Source organism: Niallia circulans (genome assembly GCF_007273535.1).
Classification (GTDB): Bacteria; Bacillota; Bacilli; order Bacillales; family Cytobacillaceae; genus Niallia; species Niallia circulans_B.
In genome coordinates this window covers 792163-807401 of the sequence record NZ_RIBP01000004.1, presented here as the reverse complement: position 1 = coordinate 807401, position 15239 = coordinate 792163, and the positions used below count along the sequence as shown (strand labels likewise).

Genomic DNA, 15239 nt, shown 5'->3' with positions numbered 1-15239 from the left:
GTAATTATTTTGAAGAATGTAGTCGTTGTTGGTGGAGGCATAACAGGTTTATCTGCCATGTACTATTTACAGAAAATAAAAAGAGAACATAAGCTTGATATCAAGCTTATATTAATAGAAGCAGAAAAGTTCCTAGGTGGAAAGATTCATTCCATTCAAAAAGGAGACTTTATTATGGAAACCGGAGCGGATTCTATAGTAGCGAGAAACAAGAATGTTCTCCCATTCGTACAAGAGTTGGGATTAGAGGAAGAGCTTGTATATAATGCAACTGGAATTTCTTATATTCATACGAAGGATAAGCTTTTAGAAATACCAAGAGACTCTGTATTCGGTATTCCGATGACGATAGAATCCTTGTTATCGAGTGAGCTAATTTCTCCAAAAGGAAAGCTTGAAGCACTTAAGGACTTATTCAAAACAAATAAACACTTTACGAAGGAAACCTCCATAGGAGAGTTCTTGGAATACTTCTTAGGGAAGGAGATCGTTGAAAAACAAATTACCCCTGTATTAGCAGGAGTATATTCTGGAGGCTTATATAATTTAACGATGGCTTCAACCCTACCGTATTTACTTGATTATAAAGAGAAGTACGGCAGCATCATTTACGGACTAGGAAAAAATAAAAGTCAATTTCAGTCTGCTTCGAATAAAAAATTTATATCCTTCCAAAATGGACTCTCGACGATTATTAACCGTCTTGAGGAAGTGTTGGAAGATGTTGAAATCAAAAAGGAAACGGCAGTTACCTCCATTAGAAAAGAGGAGCAGGGCTACAGTGTTGGTCTTGCAACCGGCGGTAATTTACAGGCAGATCATATTGTGCTCACTGCACCGCATCAGGTTGCTGAAAAGCTGCTTGCGACAGAAGGTCTTGCAGAGGAGTTTGCTAAGCTTCAAAACTCATCAAATATTACAATGTACCTTGCGTATGACATTCCAGACGACCGACTTCCAAAGGATGGCACTGGATTCATAGTTGCAGAGGATAGTGATTTAACCTGCAATGCATGTACATGGACAAGCAGAAAGTGGACACATACCTCTAAAAGCAGCAGCTTGTTGCTGAGATTGTTCTATAAAAAGTCGAATCCGGCATACAATCATCTTAATTCATTGACAGAAGAGGAATTGTTAAAGGTAGCGGTTAAGGATGTTGAGAGAAGTCTCGGAATCACGGAAAAGCCAACAAGCTATGAAGTGACAAAGTGGAATGACTTAATGCCTGTTTACTCACTTCAGCATAAAACTGCAATTGATTCAATAAACAAGGGGATGGCTGACGTTTACCCGAATATACTGCTCGCAGGCAGTTCTTATTATGGAGTGGGAATTGCTGCGTGTATCGCAAATGGAGAGGAAATTGCTGGTGAATTAGCAAAATCTTTTTTATAAGTGAAAAGGTGCTGGTTTGAACCAGCACCTCTCTTATGGCCGTTTTTTCTTAAATCTAATGAACACTAGGATTAGCAGGAGCAGGGATATAAAGAAGGCTGTGTAAGATACAGCAAGCTCAGTCTGCCAATTTTTAATCCCGATTGCAATATAAGCCCAGATAATTACGAGGGAATAAGCCCAATCCTTTTCCATAACACGGAAGAATATCCCTAAAATTCCGCCGACAGCAAGTAAAGAGACAGTCCAAAGTGGCTCAGGTGGACCTAAACCAATGTATGTGAGGAAATAGCTTATATTAACAATGGAAGCAACGGATATCCAGCCTATGTAAATTGAGAATGGAAAGACATCGAAAAAGCGATAAGCAGCAGATTTTATTGATTTATAAAGTATAAGCAGTGTTAACAGCAATAATAGAATAACTACTACCGATATGGCAAATAGCTCATAGTGCCATACGAGAATCCAGCAGGCATTGAGAATACATGTAATCACAAATAGAGTGCTGCTTGTTTTCGTATATGAAATTCCCCTGTATTTTTTTATGAAGCCCCGCACGAGCCAGACGGCCAACAAAACATAAATCACACCCCATATCATAAATGCATAGGAGGCAGGGGTTATGAGCACTTCTAGCTTATTTGAAATTTCACCAGTTGTTTGACCATTGATTGGGATGATATTGGCAAGTGCGTTGACTATGACCATAATCACATAAAACAACAGGCTAAGAATGAGATAGGACAATTCAAACCCTCCTTTTTTTCATTCTTATTCCACCAATCTAAAACATATAATCATCTAATGAAAATATTAGGAAAGTTTTTGCTTTGATGGAGAACAATACTAATGATTTAACATATTCTTATTTTTTGTAGAAAGCATCTTTATACATTATTATAATGAAAGCTGAATAAAAAAAAGATATTAGAATTCCTAAATAGGGGCTATTAAAAATGATGGACCAAATTATATTGACATATATTGTAATCATGGCTACAGGCGGGGTATTGCAGCTTGTACTGACTTTTATTGGCTATACAAATAGGCATGTTTTTGCTGGAACAAAAACATTTGCTTGGCTGTCGCTGTTTTCTGCCATTTATGCATTTGGACATGCACTAGAACTCACGAGTACAACAGGGGAAGGAGTCATGTTTTGGGTTGTCTTTCAATACTTAGGTATGCCTTTTTCTGCGCCAGCAACCTTGATTCTTGTTTTGCAGTATATAGGCCTTGATAAGCATATCAATCGAAAAACATTGTTTCTTTATTATCTTATCCCTTTGCTCACCTTTATTTTTATATCAACAAATAATTACCACCATTTATTTTACAAGCAGGTTAATTTTGTTCAGAGCCAAGGTGCTTTATTACTGGATATGACAGTTGGACAATGGTATGTTGTCCACGGAAGCTACACATTTGGCACATTGTTTGTCGCAGCACTTTTTCTAATTTGGTATTGGATTAAAACAAAGACAAAGCATTGGAAGCAAATTTTAACATTATTAATTGGCGTTTTGCTGCCGATTACAACATCCTTGCTGTATTTATTAGGATTAACGCCATATGGCATTGACCCTGTACCTATTGTTATGTGTATTACAGGTTTGTTGTATTTATGGGCAATCATGTCTACCCATATGCTGACAGTTGCTCCTGTTGCTAAGGATTATCTGTTTGAAAGTATGAGGGATGCTGTCATTGTTCTGGATTTATCGAGAAAGGTAGTTGAATACAACCCACTTGCATCCCAGCTCTTTCCGGCTTTGAAGAATGGAAAACGGATTGATGATATAATGAGGTACAACGGTGAAACCCTACCGTTTCATAAGGGTGTGAATGAGGATTCTATTAATGAGCTAGAATGGAAAGATGGAGACAAATATTATCAAATAAGAATTTCGCCAATTCATAAGCGAAATCATGTTGTTGTTGGAACAGCAGTTGTTATTATTGATATAACAGAGTTAAAGCAAGTACACAAGCAGTTGAGAGAATTGGCCTATAATGATGGTCTTACTAAAATATATAATCGAACGTATTTTATGGAGAAATCCAAGCAAGCAATTATGGAAAATAGTCAAGCTCAGGATTGTACATCCTTGCTTCTGTTTGATATAGATCATTTCAAAAGAATTAACGATACGTATGGACATTTTGCGGGAGATGATGCTTTACGGCATATCGTTTCTGTTACACAGGGTCTGCTTGAGAATGATATGCTGTTTGGCAGATATGGCGGTGAAGAGTTTGTGCTGCTACTTCCTGGTTACTCTCTTGAATCAGCAGCAGAAGTAGCAACTCGAATTAGAGCTGCACTTGAAGTGTCGAGTTTCCATTCAAAAGGAGATGCACTGACTATTACGGCAAGCTTTGGGGTCGCTGCTAAAAGGAATATTAGTAATTCTGAGGAAGCGTTAAGCATTCTTGCCGAAAAGGCAGATTTGGCATTGTATGAAGCTAAACGAAATGGCAGAAACAGAGTGTATATTGAAATAAATAAAGAGTTTCGGGAACAAGGCTATCTATATTCTGTAAAATAACCTTTAGGACAAGCAATAGAATTAGAACATTATTTAAGCGAATGAACGCGTTAGGCAGGGAATAGGCAAGGAGTGAAGCTTCTAAATGAATATCCTTTCAGCAAAAGATGTAAAGATAGGTTATGACGAAAAAATTATTGTGGAGCAATTGAGTCTGGAAATAGAAACTGAGAAAATCACGACAATTATCGGACCGAATGGTTGTGGAAAGTCGACGATATTAAAGGCTTTAGCTAGGTTAAATAAAGTGAAGGCTGGGGCGATTTACTTAGATGGCGAAGCCATTCAAAAGATTCCCACTAAAAATATCGCCAAAAAAATGGCAGTGCTGCCCCAATCTCCAGATTCACCGAATGGCTTAACAACGTATGAGCTTGTTTCCTATGGTCGCTCCCCCCATCAAAAGGGCTTTGGCAGATTAGGGGAAAGAGATAAAGAAGTAATAGAATGGGCCCTTGAGGTTACAGGCTTATCTGAATGGAAATACCAAGAAGTAGATACCTTATCAGGCGGACAAAGACAAAGGGCGTGGATAGCAATGGCAATTGCTCAAGAGACGGAGCTTCTTTTGCTGGATGAGCCGACTACCTATCTTGATATGGCCCATCAGCTAGAGGTGCTTCAGTTACTTAAAAAGCTTAACGAAGAAGAGCGAAGAACAATTGTGATGGTGATCCATGATCTTAACCATGCTTCGCGTTTTTCTGATAAGATGATTGCAATGAAAAAGGGTCAGCTAATAAAAGAAGGTACACCAAATGAGGTAATGACAGCAGCAGTTTTGAAGGATGTTTTTCATGTGGATGCAGAAATAGTGACAGATCCAAGAACAAATAAGCCTGTTTGTTTATCATATGACTTAGTAGGAATGGAACAGACAAAAGAAAAATCGCTAGCTCCAGGCTGAGATAACAGCCAGTTATAAAGACATAAAGCAGATGTTTACTTCATATAATGTTACAAAAATATAAAATTCATATAAAAAAGATAATTGTTGTCGTTAGGATAAGCAAGATTGTTATACAATGATAAGGTGCTTTTAAGGACTGAAATATTAACAGAAGGTTGAGATTATGAAAAATTATGATGTGAAAGAAAAATTACTGCAGATAATGACAGAAGATGAAGTGAAAATAGATGAACCATTAAGTCAGTATACGTATACAAAAATCGGCGGGAATGCAGATTACCTGTTGTTCCCGACTACATTTGAACAGCTTCAGCAAGCTTATAGAATAGCACTTCTAGCCGAAATCCCAATTACGATTTTAGGAAATGGTTCAAATGTGCTAATCAAGGATGGCGGAATTCGCGGTGCTGTGATCAACTTGACAAAGCTTGCTGATATTCGACTAGAAGGTAATAAGGTATATGCTCAAAGTGGAGCAGCCCTCATTGACACATCCAGATTTGCATTGGAGCAATCCTTAACAGGTCTTGAATTCGCGTGTGGGATTCCAGGCTCAATCGGTGGTGCCCTTTATATGAATGCCGGAGCATACGGTGGTGAAATTGCAGATGTGTTAGAAAGCGCCACTGTACTTACAGGTGATGGGGAAATCATTTCTGTTCAAAAGGATGATTTGGAACTAGGGTATCGCACTAGTAATATTGCGAAAAACAACTATATAGTGATAGAAGCGGTGTTTCAGCTGCAAGCTGGAAGCTATGATGTGATTAAAGCGAAGATGGACGAATTAACATTTCTTCGAGAATCAAAACAGCCTTTAGAATATCCATCATGCGGCAGTGTCTTCAAAAGGCCGCCAGGTTACTTTGCCGGAAAATTGATTCAAGACAGCAATCTTCAAGGAACAAAAATCGGCGGAGCACAAGTCTCTACAAAACATGCTGGCTTTATCGTTAACGTTGATAATGCGACAGCAGACGATTATATTTCCCTAATCAAACATGTACAAAAAACAGTCAAAGAGAATTATGACGTTAACTTGGAAACAGAAGTTAGAATAATTGGGGAAGATAAATAGATATAAAAGGAAAAGCCACATTGCTTTTAAGCAATGTGGCTTTTTTCATTATTTTTTAGTTAGTCCTTGGTTTGTCTGGATATTTTCCGGATATTTACTTTTAATTATCTTTGTAAATCTGTATAAAAAATATCCCAATAGACTTCCAAATACATTCAAAATAAAGTCATCAATATCTGCGGCACGCCCAACTGTAAAAAAGTATTGAGTAACCTCAATAGTTAATGAAGCAAACGCCCCTAAAAAGATTGTCGCAAGCCACTTAAATCTTCGCCGATAAATGGCAGGTACAAGTAAGCCAAAAGGAATAAACATAATAATATTGCCAAGTGTATAAAGCATCCAAAAAATAGAAGGCTTATTTTCATATTGATAAAGTATTTGCACATACGGAACTAAGTTGATATTCCCCCTATTACCTAAAGGAGTGAAATGAAAGGGAGTTAGTGTAACGTACATGACCATCAATAAATAAAGAAAAAAGAAATTAACAAGTAATTCCCTTTTCACGTCGACAACTTGTTTTTTTTTCGAACGATAAATTCTGTAGTAAGTCCACATTGGGACAAGCAGAAGGAGGATTATTGGGAAGTTAAGAGCCAATTCGATATCCGTCTGAATCCATATGATAAATAAAAGAGTCAGAAAAGCTAGTAGGATGATTTTTTTCGGTATGTACACTTTCAAATCTCAAAATCCTTTCATGTTATAAATACATTATATATATATGGTCTCTTAAATTAAAGTAGAAGCGAAAATGCAGAAGTGCAGATTACTTTACTATTTATCCAAGGATTCCCATAATAGAAGAGAAGGGCAATATCTTTTCGGGAATTTGAATTTCCTACAATCCCAAATATGGAAATAAGGAGATGGATCATTTTGAGTAGCAAAGTTCAAATTGGAAAAACCTCGATGCAAGTGACGAAGCTAGGTTATGGAGCAAACTCAGTTGGAGGACATAATTTATTTCCTAACTTAAAAGATGAAACTGGTAAGGAAGTAGTCAATGCGGCCTTGGATGCAGGAGTAGACTTCTTAGATACTGCGTTTATTTATGGGCTTGGAAAGTCAGAGGAATTAATCGGGGAAGTGCTCAAAGAGCGTGGAAACAGAGATAAAGTAGTAATTGCCAGCAAAGCAGCTCATAAGCCAGTGGACGGTAAAATTGTGTTAGATAATAGCCGTCAATTCTTAAGAGATTCTGTAGAGGAAAGCTTGAAGAAACTGCAGACTGATCATATTGATTTGTTTTATGTTCACTATCCAGATGGTGTTACTCCATTGGCAGAAGTGGCAGGTACGCTTAAGGAGCTAAAGGACGAAGGGAAAATTGGAGCAGTTGGCGCATCCAACCTAAATGCAGAGCAATTAAAGGAATTTAACAAGGATGGTTACTTGGAAGTCTTTCAAGGAGAATATTCGCTTTTGAAAAGAGAAGCGGAAAACACCTTTTTGCCATATTGTGTGGAAAACGGCATAAGCTTTGTACCATATTTTCCTTTAGCATCAGGTCTGCTGACAGGGAAGTTCTCAAAGGATGCTAAATTTGATGATATCCGGGCGAAGGATCCGCTTTTCCAAGGACAAGCATTCCTGCAAAACTTGGAAAAGGTTGAGCAGTTAAAAGCATTGGCTAAAGAAAAAGGCTTTGACGCAACTCATTTGGCGCTAGCGTGGCTTTTAAAGCAGCCTGCAGTGGATGTAATTATACCAGGCGCTAAAACAGTCGCACAGCTGCAAAATAACTTAAGAACATTAGACGTCAATTTGACAGATGATGAAACAGCAAAAATCAGCAGGATTTTTTCCTGATTAGTTTGGTGAGCACCCTAATTTGATAGGGTGCTTTTTTTATATAGATAAAACTATTTCAAGATAATAAATCAGTGGCGGTGTAGTAAAAGGAAGGAATAAATAGAAGAGGAATTATGTTAGGATACTTAACGTGAAATGTGATAAAGGTCCTTATTTTAAAAGATAAACAGAGGTTTATATGATATATTTATTTTTTCTGAAAACGATGAGAAGAAATTATACCAATTTTTCTATGATAGTGTTACAATGATTTAAAGTTTAAATATACAGATAATTCTTTTTAATCGGAAAATGGAGGGGTACAAGTGGCAGAGTTAAGAAGCAACATGATCAAAAAAGGTTTCGACCGTGCACCGCACCGAAGCCTATTACGAGCAGCAGGGGTTAAAGAAGAGGACTTCAATAAACCATTTATTGCGGTGGTAAATTCATATATTGATATTGTTCCAGGACATGTTCATTTACAAGAGTTCGGAAAAATCGTGAAAGAAGCGATAAGAGAAGCGGGCGGAGTGCCGTTTGAAATGAATACGATTGGTGTTGATGATGGGATTGCTATGGGTCATATTGGGATGAGATATTCTCTACCAAGTAGAGAAATCATTGCAGACTCTATTGAAACAGTAGTTTCTGCTCACTGGTTTGATGGAATGGTTTGTATCCCGAACTGCGACAAAATCACACCAGGGATGATGATGGCAGCGATGCGCCTTAACATTCCGACAATATTTGTCAGCGGCGGCCCAATGAAGGCTGGAGTTACAAGCGATGGCAAAAAGATTTCCCTATCATCCGTATTTGAAGGAGTAGGAGCTTTCCAATCAGGAAAAATTGATGAAAAAGGATTGCTGGAATTAGAGCAATTTGGCTGTCCAACTTGCGGATCATGTTCAGGTATGTTCACAGCTAATTCTATGAACTGCTTAGCAGAAGCTTTAGGACTTGCTTTGCCAGGAAACGGAACAATTCTAGCTGTTGCTCCAGAGCGCAGAGATTTCGTTAAGAAATCAGCAAAACAACTAATGGAATTAATTGAGAAGGATATTAAGGCGTTAGATATCGTAACAGAAAAAGCAATCGATAATGCATTCGCATTGGACATGGCATTGGGCGGTTCGACAAACACTGTCTTGCATACATTGGCATTAGCTAATGAAGCAGGAATTGATTATCCGCTTGAAAGAATTAATGAAGTGGCAAGCAGGGTTCCTCATCTGTCGAAATTGGCTCCTTCCTCTGATATTCATATTGAGGATTTACATGAAGCTGGTGGTGTTTCAGCAGCACTTAATGAGCTGTCGAAAAAAGAGGATGCTCTTCATTTGGATACATTGACTGTAACCGGCAGAACGCTTGGTGAAAATATCGCTGGCTGTGAAGTACAGAACTATGATGTTATCCGTCCAATTGATAATCCGCATACAGAAAAAGGTGGATTGGCAGTATTGTTCGGGAATTTGGCTCCAGATGGTGCGATCATCAAAACAGGCGGGGTCCAAAATGGTATCACAAAACACGAAGGGCCTGCTATTTGTTTTGAATCACAAGAGGATGCCCTTGAAGGAATTTCAAAAGGCAAGGTACAGCCTGGCCATGTTGTAATCATCCGCTATGAAGGTCCAAAGGGTGGACCGGGAATGCCGGAAATGCTTGCACCGACATCACAAATTGTGGGGATGGGTCTTGGGCCAAAAGTAGCACTTGTAACAGACGGACGATTCTCTGGAGCTTCCCGCGGCTTGTCAATCGGTCATGCTTCACCAGAAGCTGCTGAAGGCGGTCCGCTTGCATTCGTTAAAGACGGCGATCATATTGTTATTGATATCGAAAATCGTACAATGGATGCTATCGTTGATGAAGCGGAGTGGGAACAAAGAAAATCGGAGTGGAAAGGCTTTGAACCGAAAGTTAAAACAGGCTATCTTGCTCGATACTCTAAATTGGTTACTTCCGCAAGTACTGGCGGAATCATGAAAATCTAACAAAAAAAGTCGATGGTAATTACTCCATCGACTTTTTTTGTTTATCTTCCGTGTGAATACTCTGAACTTGGAGGATATCAAGCAGGAATACAAATACAGGTATCCCGAGAATTAAACCCCAAACTCCAAAGAAGTGCTCTGAGAAAATCAACACAATGAATGTGAAGAAAACAGGCAAATCTGTTTTGGAAGACATTAATTTTGGATTAAGAACATAAGCTTCCAGCGCATGTATAATGCAGATAAATACGATGAGGATAATTATATACATATAACCGCCAATCGTATAACCTATTGTCAAAAGCGGGATTAGGGAAATCACAACTCCGGCTACAGGTATTAAACCAAATAGGAAAACCATGATTGAAAGGCCGAGCAATTGCGGGAATCCTAAAATCCATAAACCAATCGTTGTTAATATACAATTGACTAACGCAATAATAAACTGTGCTTCAAGAACTTTCCCAAATGTTAAAACGAATTTCTTTCCGAAAAATGCTATCTCGTTATAAAAAGCAGCAATCTTGCTTGTTTTAAAGTTTTCTTTGTATTTAATGAGTCTTGGCTTTTCCAGCAAGAAGAAAAAGCTTAATATAATCGCGAGCAAGAACTGAATGCTAAATGCACTGATATTCGTAAAGTATACGACAATAAAACCGAGTCCTTGTTCCAAATAGCTGTTAATGTCCCTAGCTTGTATGGCTGTTACGACATAATTCAAGACGGCATTATCGTGAGGACGAGAGTAAAAATCAATAAGCTGCCTAATCAATGCTGTAATTTCCTCAACGAGCATCGGTAAATACTTAATAAATCCATACGACAATAAACTGATCGTTATAAGGTAAAGCAGGCTGACGATAATGTTTCTTTTGATTGGGATTTTTTTAGAAATAATTTTTTCTAGCCTATCCATTAAAAATGAAAGGATAAAGGTAAAAAGCATTAGGTTAATCATACTTCTTAAAAAGTAAATCCCAAGAATGAGCAATCCGAAAATGACAACTCGTTTTGCACTTTTATTTGCTATTAATTTATTTACTAACTCCATTCTCCTTCTCCTGACCCTTATTGATTTACATCTTTACCTTAATTTTACCTTAAATGGAGAAATATCATAACAAAAAGTTATGATATTTGGCTGGTTTTTTTCTTTTTTGTGTCAACTTTTTTCCATTTAAAGATTTTGTTCAGAAAATAGAAGATTTTTGATGATTCTTTTGTCAGTAAAGGACCTAAAATGGCCAAGATTAGCACGTAAAGGGCAGAGAATGGTTTGAGCATTGGCATAAGTCCGCCAGCGATTCCTAAGTTTGCGACAATGATGGAAAACTCTCCGCGAGACACAATGGTTAACCCAATGTTTGCAGATGCTTTATGTGACAAGCCTGTTCTTCTTCCGGCAATCATACCTGCGATAAAGTTTCCAAGAATGGTCAGAATGACAGCGCCAAGAGTAAACCAGATTGCACCGCCTAACTCAAATGGATCAATCGTTAATCCGAAGCTGAAGAAGAAGATAGCTCCAAAGAAATCGCGGAAAGGAACAACGAGCTGTTCGATACGATGGCTGTGCTCTGTTTCAGAGAAAACAAGTCCAAGCAGTAATGCGCCGATAGCTTCTGCAACATGGATTGTTTCTGAGAAGCCTGCAACAAAAAACAGTGCTGCAAAGATGACAATAATAAAAATCTCGTTAGAAGAGATATCAAGCAGTTTGTTCAATAGAGGTGCGCCTTTGCGGGCGATAACGAAAAATAGTAGCATATATCCGAGAGCAGTACCAATGCTAAGCAGTGTTCCGCCGATGGAAGTGGCGTCTCCTAATACGAGACCGGAAATGACTGATAAATAAACAGCAAGGAAGATATCCTCAAACATAATAATACCGAGTATTAACTCTGTTTCAGCATTACCTGTTCTACGTAAATCGACGAGTACTTTTGCTACTATTGCACTTGAGGAAATAGTAATAATACCCGAAATAATAAAGACCTCGATTACGTCAAAACCGTTTAAGAAGCCGTATATAAGCCCTAGTGAGAAGTTAATTATTATATATATTGTGCCGGCAGTGACAATAGAGCGACCTGATTTTATCAGTTTGCCAACGGAGAATTCCAACCCTAGATAAAAGAGGAGGAATAGCACACCGATTCTGCCCATAAAGTTAATGATTTCGGCACTTTCAATGAATCTGAGGTCGATGATTCCAAAATGGGGTGCATGGGGACCAACCAACATGCCGACTATGATTAAAAATGGAATAATGGAGAACTTCAGTTTGCCCGCTAAAATGGCTGCAAGAGCAACGAGAAGTAAGGCGGTACCAACTTCAAAAACTAAGTGATCCATTAAGTGTCACCTCCAGTGCTGCTAGTCAATTGCTCAAGGATAATTTTCTTTAAGTGCTGTCTTTCTCCTGATATGACAAGGGTGTCGCCTGCTTCGACTAATGTCTCTGGTCCAGGGCTAAGCATCTTGTCAGCGCCTTTTTTCATGATGGCAATAACATTTACATTGTAGTTATTGCGGATATCCATATCGCCAATGGTATGATTCGCAGCTTTAGAGTCACGCTCCACTTTATACCATTCGATAATTAAATCATTAAAAGCCATTTCGATATTTTCTAAAGCTTTTGGTTTGTACGCCATCCCGCCAAGGATACCTGCGATTTGTCTTGATTCTAAATCGTTGAAAGTAACACTTGAGATGCTTTCCTCATGGTCGTCATCATCAAAATGATAAACCTCGCGTCTGCCATCATCGTGAATGACAATTACTACCTTGTCGTTGTTTTTTGTTATTAGTTCGAATTTTTTTCCAATGCCAGGGAGTTCAGTCTCTCTGATATTCATCTTTCTTTCCTCCTTAATATATTTTTTATAAATTTACATCAATGCGAGGTATGGTAACCTCTTCTTTGTTAATCCCAAGGAACTTGTAAGTTTCTTGCTTTGTGGAATGGTGGAAATGCTTTTGCAGTAAAGAAATAGCGACACCTCGCTTATAAGCATGATAGCCAAATGTCTTGCGCATCGAATTAGTGCCGATATTGGAGCCGATGCCTAACGCTTCAGCAGCCTGGTGAATGATTCTGTAAGCCTGCTGCCTGCTCAGATGATTTTTGGATTTTTTCGATTGGAATAAAAAGCTGTCAGGTTCATGATTGCTTGCTGAAACATAATGCAATATTTCCCTTTTTACCTTTTGGTTTAAATACACCTTACGCTCATCCCGAAGATCATCCTTTTTAATTGTGTAGAAATCGCAGATTCCGTCTCCCTCAAGAAGATCGGAGATGCGAATATCTAATAGCTCCGTTATCGTTAAACCAGTATTGATGCCAAGCAAAAACAGCAAGTAGTCACGTTCTGATTGTTTCTTTAGGTAACGCTTCATACTGTTTATCTGCTTTAAGTCCTTTATTGCTTCTACAACTTCCATATTCTCTGCTCCTTTGGATTTAATGTTACTCAACATATATAAATAATAGTATTGAGTAACATAATTTAATTATAGAGTATTACCTAAGATGAGTCAAATGAAAACGTTCCATTATGTAACAATGCTTGTATTCCCACATTTAGAATAGTTTAGAAAGGGTTTTTTCTTGAATATTATTCGTGTTCACCTATATAATTATTTCATTCAATTAAAACGGTTTTTTTGGGGGGTGGAAGAAATGGGGCTGTGCAACTAAAGGAAATTACAAATAGAGTAAAACGAAGTGATATTCATTACACGAACCAAAGTCTGTCCATCCAGAAGGTCTGCTGCATATTATGTGTTACGGTGAAACGGCAAAAATTTTCCTTATATAGATGAAGTAATGCATAGAAAAAAGCTTAAATTGGATGAGATGATGGTATGTAATGAAATATAGCCTTCATTACAAATCGCAGTATGCAACCCAGAAATATGTGGTGAATTGTCCTGTGAAAAGTGCAAAAGGGTGCCGACATAAAAAGAAGGAAGTTACAAATACTATTTCAGATGAGAGTATTTCCTTCTTTGCAGACATGCTGCTAATTTAAGCTAATTTTCTTATAATATCAGGAGGTGTAAGCCTTTTTAGGCTGTTCATTGGAAATTTTTAATATAATTTTATTCGCAATACTTATAGCTTTTACGGGTTTTTTCGTTGCAACAGAGTTTGCAATCGTTAAAGTAAGGGGTTCAAGGATAGATCAGCTTGTTGCAGAAGGAAGAAAAGGTGCGTTAGCTGCGAAAAGAGTAACTAGTCATCTTGATGAATATCTGTCAGCTTGTCAGCTTGGTATAACAGTAACGGCACTAGGATTAGGGTGGATTGGTGAACCTACGGTGGAAGCGATACTTCATCCGGTATTTGAGAAGTTTCATTTATCCGGTTCTGTTTCGACTATTTTATCTTTTGGGATAGCATTTGTGTCTGTTACCTTTATCCATGTGGTTGTCGGAGAGCTTGCTCCTAAAACAGTCGCTATCCAAAAAGCTGAAATGATTACTTTGCTTTTCTCTCCACCAATTATTTGGTTTTACAGGCTGCTGTATCCATTTATTTGGATTTTGAACGGATCTGCTCGTGTTTTAACAGGATTGTTTGGCTTAAAACCAGCATCAGAGCATGAGCTTGCCCACTCAGAGGAAGAGCTCCGTATTTTAATGTCTGAAAGCTATAAAAGCGGTGAAATAAATAAAAATGAATTAGCATACGTTAATAATATTTTTGAATTTGATGAAAGAATAGCGAAGGAAATTATGGTTCCTCGAACAGAGATGGTAACAATCAGTGTAGACAATACCTTTGATGAAATTATGGACATTTTAGAAGAGGAAAACTATACTCGTTATCCATTAGTCAATGGTGATAAGGACAATGTTATCGGTTTAATCAACATAAGAGAATTCTTAACAGCAAGGATTCAAGAGCAGGAACAGTTGGATCTTGAGAAATATATGAAGCCGATTATCCGTGTGATTGAAACAATACCTATTCGTGACCTGCTTATTAAGATGCAGAAGGAACGTACCCATATGGCAATCCTGCTTGATGAGTATGGCGGAACTTCCGGAATTGTGACAGCAGAGGATATATTGGAAGAAATCGTCGGCGATATTCGTGATGAGTTCGATGACGATGAAGTAGCGGAGATCCGTAAAATAAAAGAAAACCACTATATTTTGAGTGGGAAAGTACTTATTAGTGAAGTAAACGATCTTCTTGGCATCCATCTATCTGAAGAGGAAGTGGATACAATCGGCGGCTGGTTCTTGACTAATAATTTTGAAGCTGTCGAAGGCGATGAAATTGAAGAAGAAGATTATGTTTTTAAGCTGAAAAGCATAGAGGAGCATCATATTCATTTCATCGAAGTTTTTAAAGCATCCTTAAAAAAAGAAACAATTTAAAAAAAAGAGGACTTCATGTGCATGAAGTCCTCTTTTTTGTGGAAAATATACAGAAGGCTTTGCCTTAGAAATTTTTTTATAGTTTAAAAAAGTAAAAACATCCA

General features: G+C 37.9%; 13 protein-coding genes. 7 read left to right on the top strand and 6 right to left on the bottom strand.

Going from position 1 to position 15239, the window contains the following annotated elements:
* The first annotated feature begins 9 nt into the window (after window positions 1–9).
* Entirely contained in the window at window positions 10–1398 is a 1389-nt protein-coding gene (locus CEQ21_RS11895; RefSeq protein WP_185764768.1) for a protoporphyrinogen oxidase, read from the top strand.
* 33 nt (window positions 1399–1431) lie between these two features.
* Here the strand turns inward: CEQ21_RS11895 and CEQ21_RS11890 are convergent, their stop codons facing one another.
* Window positions 1432–2148 (bottom strand): tryptophan-rich sensory protein, encoded by a 717-nt coding sequence (locus tag CEQ21_RS11890; RefSeq protein ID WP_185764767.1) that lies wholly within the window; start codon window positions 2146–2148, stop codon window positions 1432–1434.
* A gap of 209 nt (window positions 2149–2357) precedes the next feature.
* Between CEQ21_RS11890 and CEQ21_RS11885 the strand changes: the two genes are divergently transcribed.
* From CEQ21_RS11885 to murB, 3 genes are all read left to right on the top strand, one after another.
* Window positions 2358–3950, top strand: a complete 1593-nt coding sequence (locus CEQ21_RS11885) for a histidine kinase N-terminal 7TM domain-containing diguanylate cyclase (RefSeq protein ID WP_185764766.1) — start codon at window positions 2358–2360, stop codon at window positions 3948–3950.
* Window positions 3951–4035: 85 nt separating this feature from the next.
* The gene (locus CEQ21_RS11880; protein ID WP_185764765.1) at window positions 4036–4857 is read left to right on the top strand and encodes an ABC transporter ATP-binding protein; all 822 of its coding nucleotides are present in this window, start codon (window positions 4036–4038) and stop codon (window positions 4855–4857) included.
* A 166-nt stretch (window positions 4858–5023) separates the two neighbouring features.
* Complete coding sequence (murB, locus tag CEQ21_RS11875; protein WP_185764764.1) at window positions 5024–5938, top strand: UDP-N-acetylmuramate dehydrogenase; 915 nt, start codon at window positions 5024–5026, stop codon at window positions 5936–5938.
* 48 nt (window positions 5939–5986) lie between these two features.
* On the opposite strand, the gene CEQ21_RS11870 is transcribed toward murB, so the two are convergent.
* The gene (locus tag CEQ21_RS11870) at window positions 5987–6619 is read right to left on the bottom strand and encodes a VanZ family protein (RefSeq protein WP_235907367.1); all 633 of its coding nucleotides are present in this window, start codon (window positions 6617–6619) and stop codon (window positions 5987–5989) included.
* Window positions 6620–6853: 234 nt separating this feature from the next.
* Here CEQ21_RS11870 and CEQ21_RS11865 point away from each other — a divergent pair, with 234 nt between their 5' ends.
* Window positions 6854–7753 (top strand): aldo/keto reductase, encoded by a 900-nt coding sequence (locus tag CEQ21_RS11865; RefSeq protein ID WP_235907365.1) that lies wholly within the window; start codon window positions 6854–6856, stop codon window positions 7751–7753.
* 308 nt (window positions 7754–8061) lie between these two features.
* Entirely contained in the window at window positions 8062–9738 is a 1677-nt protein-coding gene (ilvD, locus tag CEQ21_RS11860; RefSeq protein WP_185764761.1) for a dihydroxy-acid dehydratase, read from the top strand.
* 19 nt (window positions 9739–9757) lie between these two features.
* On the opposite strand, the gene CEQ21_RS11855 is transcribed toward ilvD, so the two are convergent.
* The 4 genes from CEQ21_RS11855 to CEQ21_RS11840 all read right to left on the bottom strand — a co-directional run bounded on the left by CEQ21_RS11855 (window position 9758) and on the right by CEQ21_RS11840 (window position 13188).
* Window positions 9758–10789 (bottom strand): AI-2E family transporter, encoded by a 1032-nt coding sequence (locus CEQ21_RS11855; protein ID WP_185764760.1) that lies wholly within the window; start codon window positions 10787–10789, stop codon window positions 9758–9760.
* A gap of 77 nt (window positions 10790–10866) precedes the next feature.
* A complete protein-coding gene (locus tag CEQ21_RS11850; RefSeq protein WP_127740739.1) occupies window positions 10867–12093 on the bottom strand; it encodes a cation:proton antiporter in 1227 nt (408 codons plus the stop codon).
* Entirely contained in the window at window positions 12093–12599 is a 507-nt protein-coding gene (locus CEQ21_RS11845) for a cation:proton antiporter regulatory subunit (RefSeq protein WP_185764759.1), read from the bottom strand. Before CEQ21_RS11845 ends, CEQ21_RS11850 begins: the two co-directional genes overlap by 1 nt.
* Window positions 12600–12624: 25 nt before the next feature.
* Complete coding sequence (locus tag CEQ21_RS11840; protein WP_185764758.1) at window positions 12625–13188, bottom strand: tyrosine-type recombinase/integrase; 564 nt, start codon at window positions 13186–13188, stop codon at window positions 12625–12627.
* Window positions 13189–13827: 639 nt separating this feature from the next.
* On the opposite strand from CEQ21_RS11840, the gene CEQ21_RS11835 reads away from it, so the two are divergent.
* Window positions 13828–15135, top strand: coding sequence for a hemolysin family protein (locus CEQ21_RS11835; RefSeq protein WP_185764757.1), 1308 nt, complete (start codon window positions 13828–13830; stop codon window positions 15133–15135).
* The last annotated feature ends 104 nt before the right edge of the window (window positions 15136–15239 follow it).

Bases quoted from the DNA above. Each gene is read 5' to 3' on its own strand.
- CEQ21_RS11885 (WP_185764766.1), top strand. From the start codon at position 2,358: ATGATGGACCAAATTATATTGACATATATTGTAATCATGGCTACAGGC.
- CEQ21_RS11880 (WP_185764765.1), top strand. From the start codon at position 4,036: ATGAATATCCTTTCAGCAAAAGATGTAAAGATAGGTTATGACGAAAAA.
- murB (WP_185764764.1), top strand. From the start codon at position 5,024: ATGAAAAATTATGATGTGAAAGAAAAATTACTGCAGATAATGACAGAA.
- CEQ21_RS11865 (WP_235907365.1), top strand. From the start codon at position 6,854: ATGCAAGTGACGAAGCTAGGTTATGGAGCAAACTCAGTTGGAGGACAT.
- CEQ21_RS11855 (WP_185764760.1), bottom strand. From the start codon at position 10,789: ATGGAGTTAGTAAATAAATTAATAGCAAATAAAAGTGCAAAACGAGTT.
- CEQ21_RS11850 (WP_127740739.1), bottom strand. From the start codon at position 12,093: ATGGATCACTTAGTTTTTGAAGTTGGTACCGCCTTACTTCTCGTTGCT.
- CEQ21_RS11845 (WP_185764759.1), bottom strand. From the start codon at position 12,599: ATGAATATCAGAGAGACTGAACTCCCTGGCATTGGAAAAAAATTCGAA.
- CEQ21_RS11840 (WP_185764758.1), bottom strand. From the start codon at position 13,188: ATGGAAGTTGTAGAAGCAATAAAGGACTTAAAGCAGATAAACAGTATG.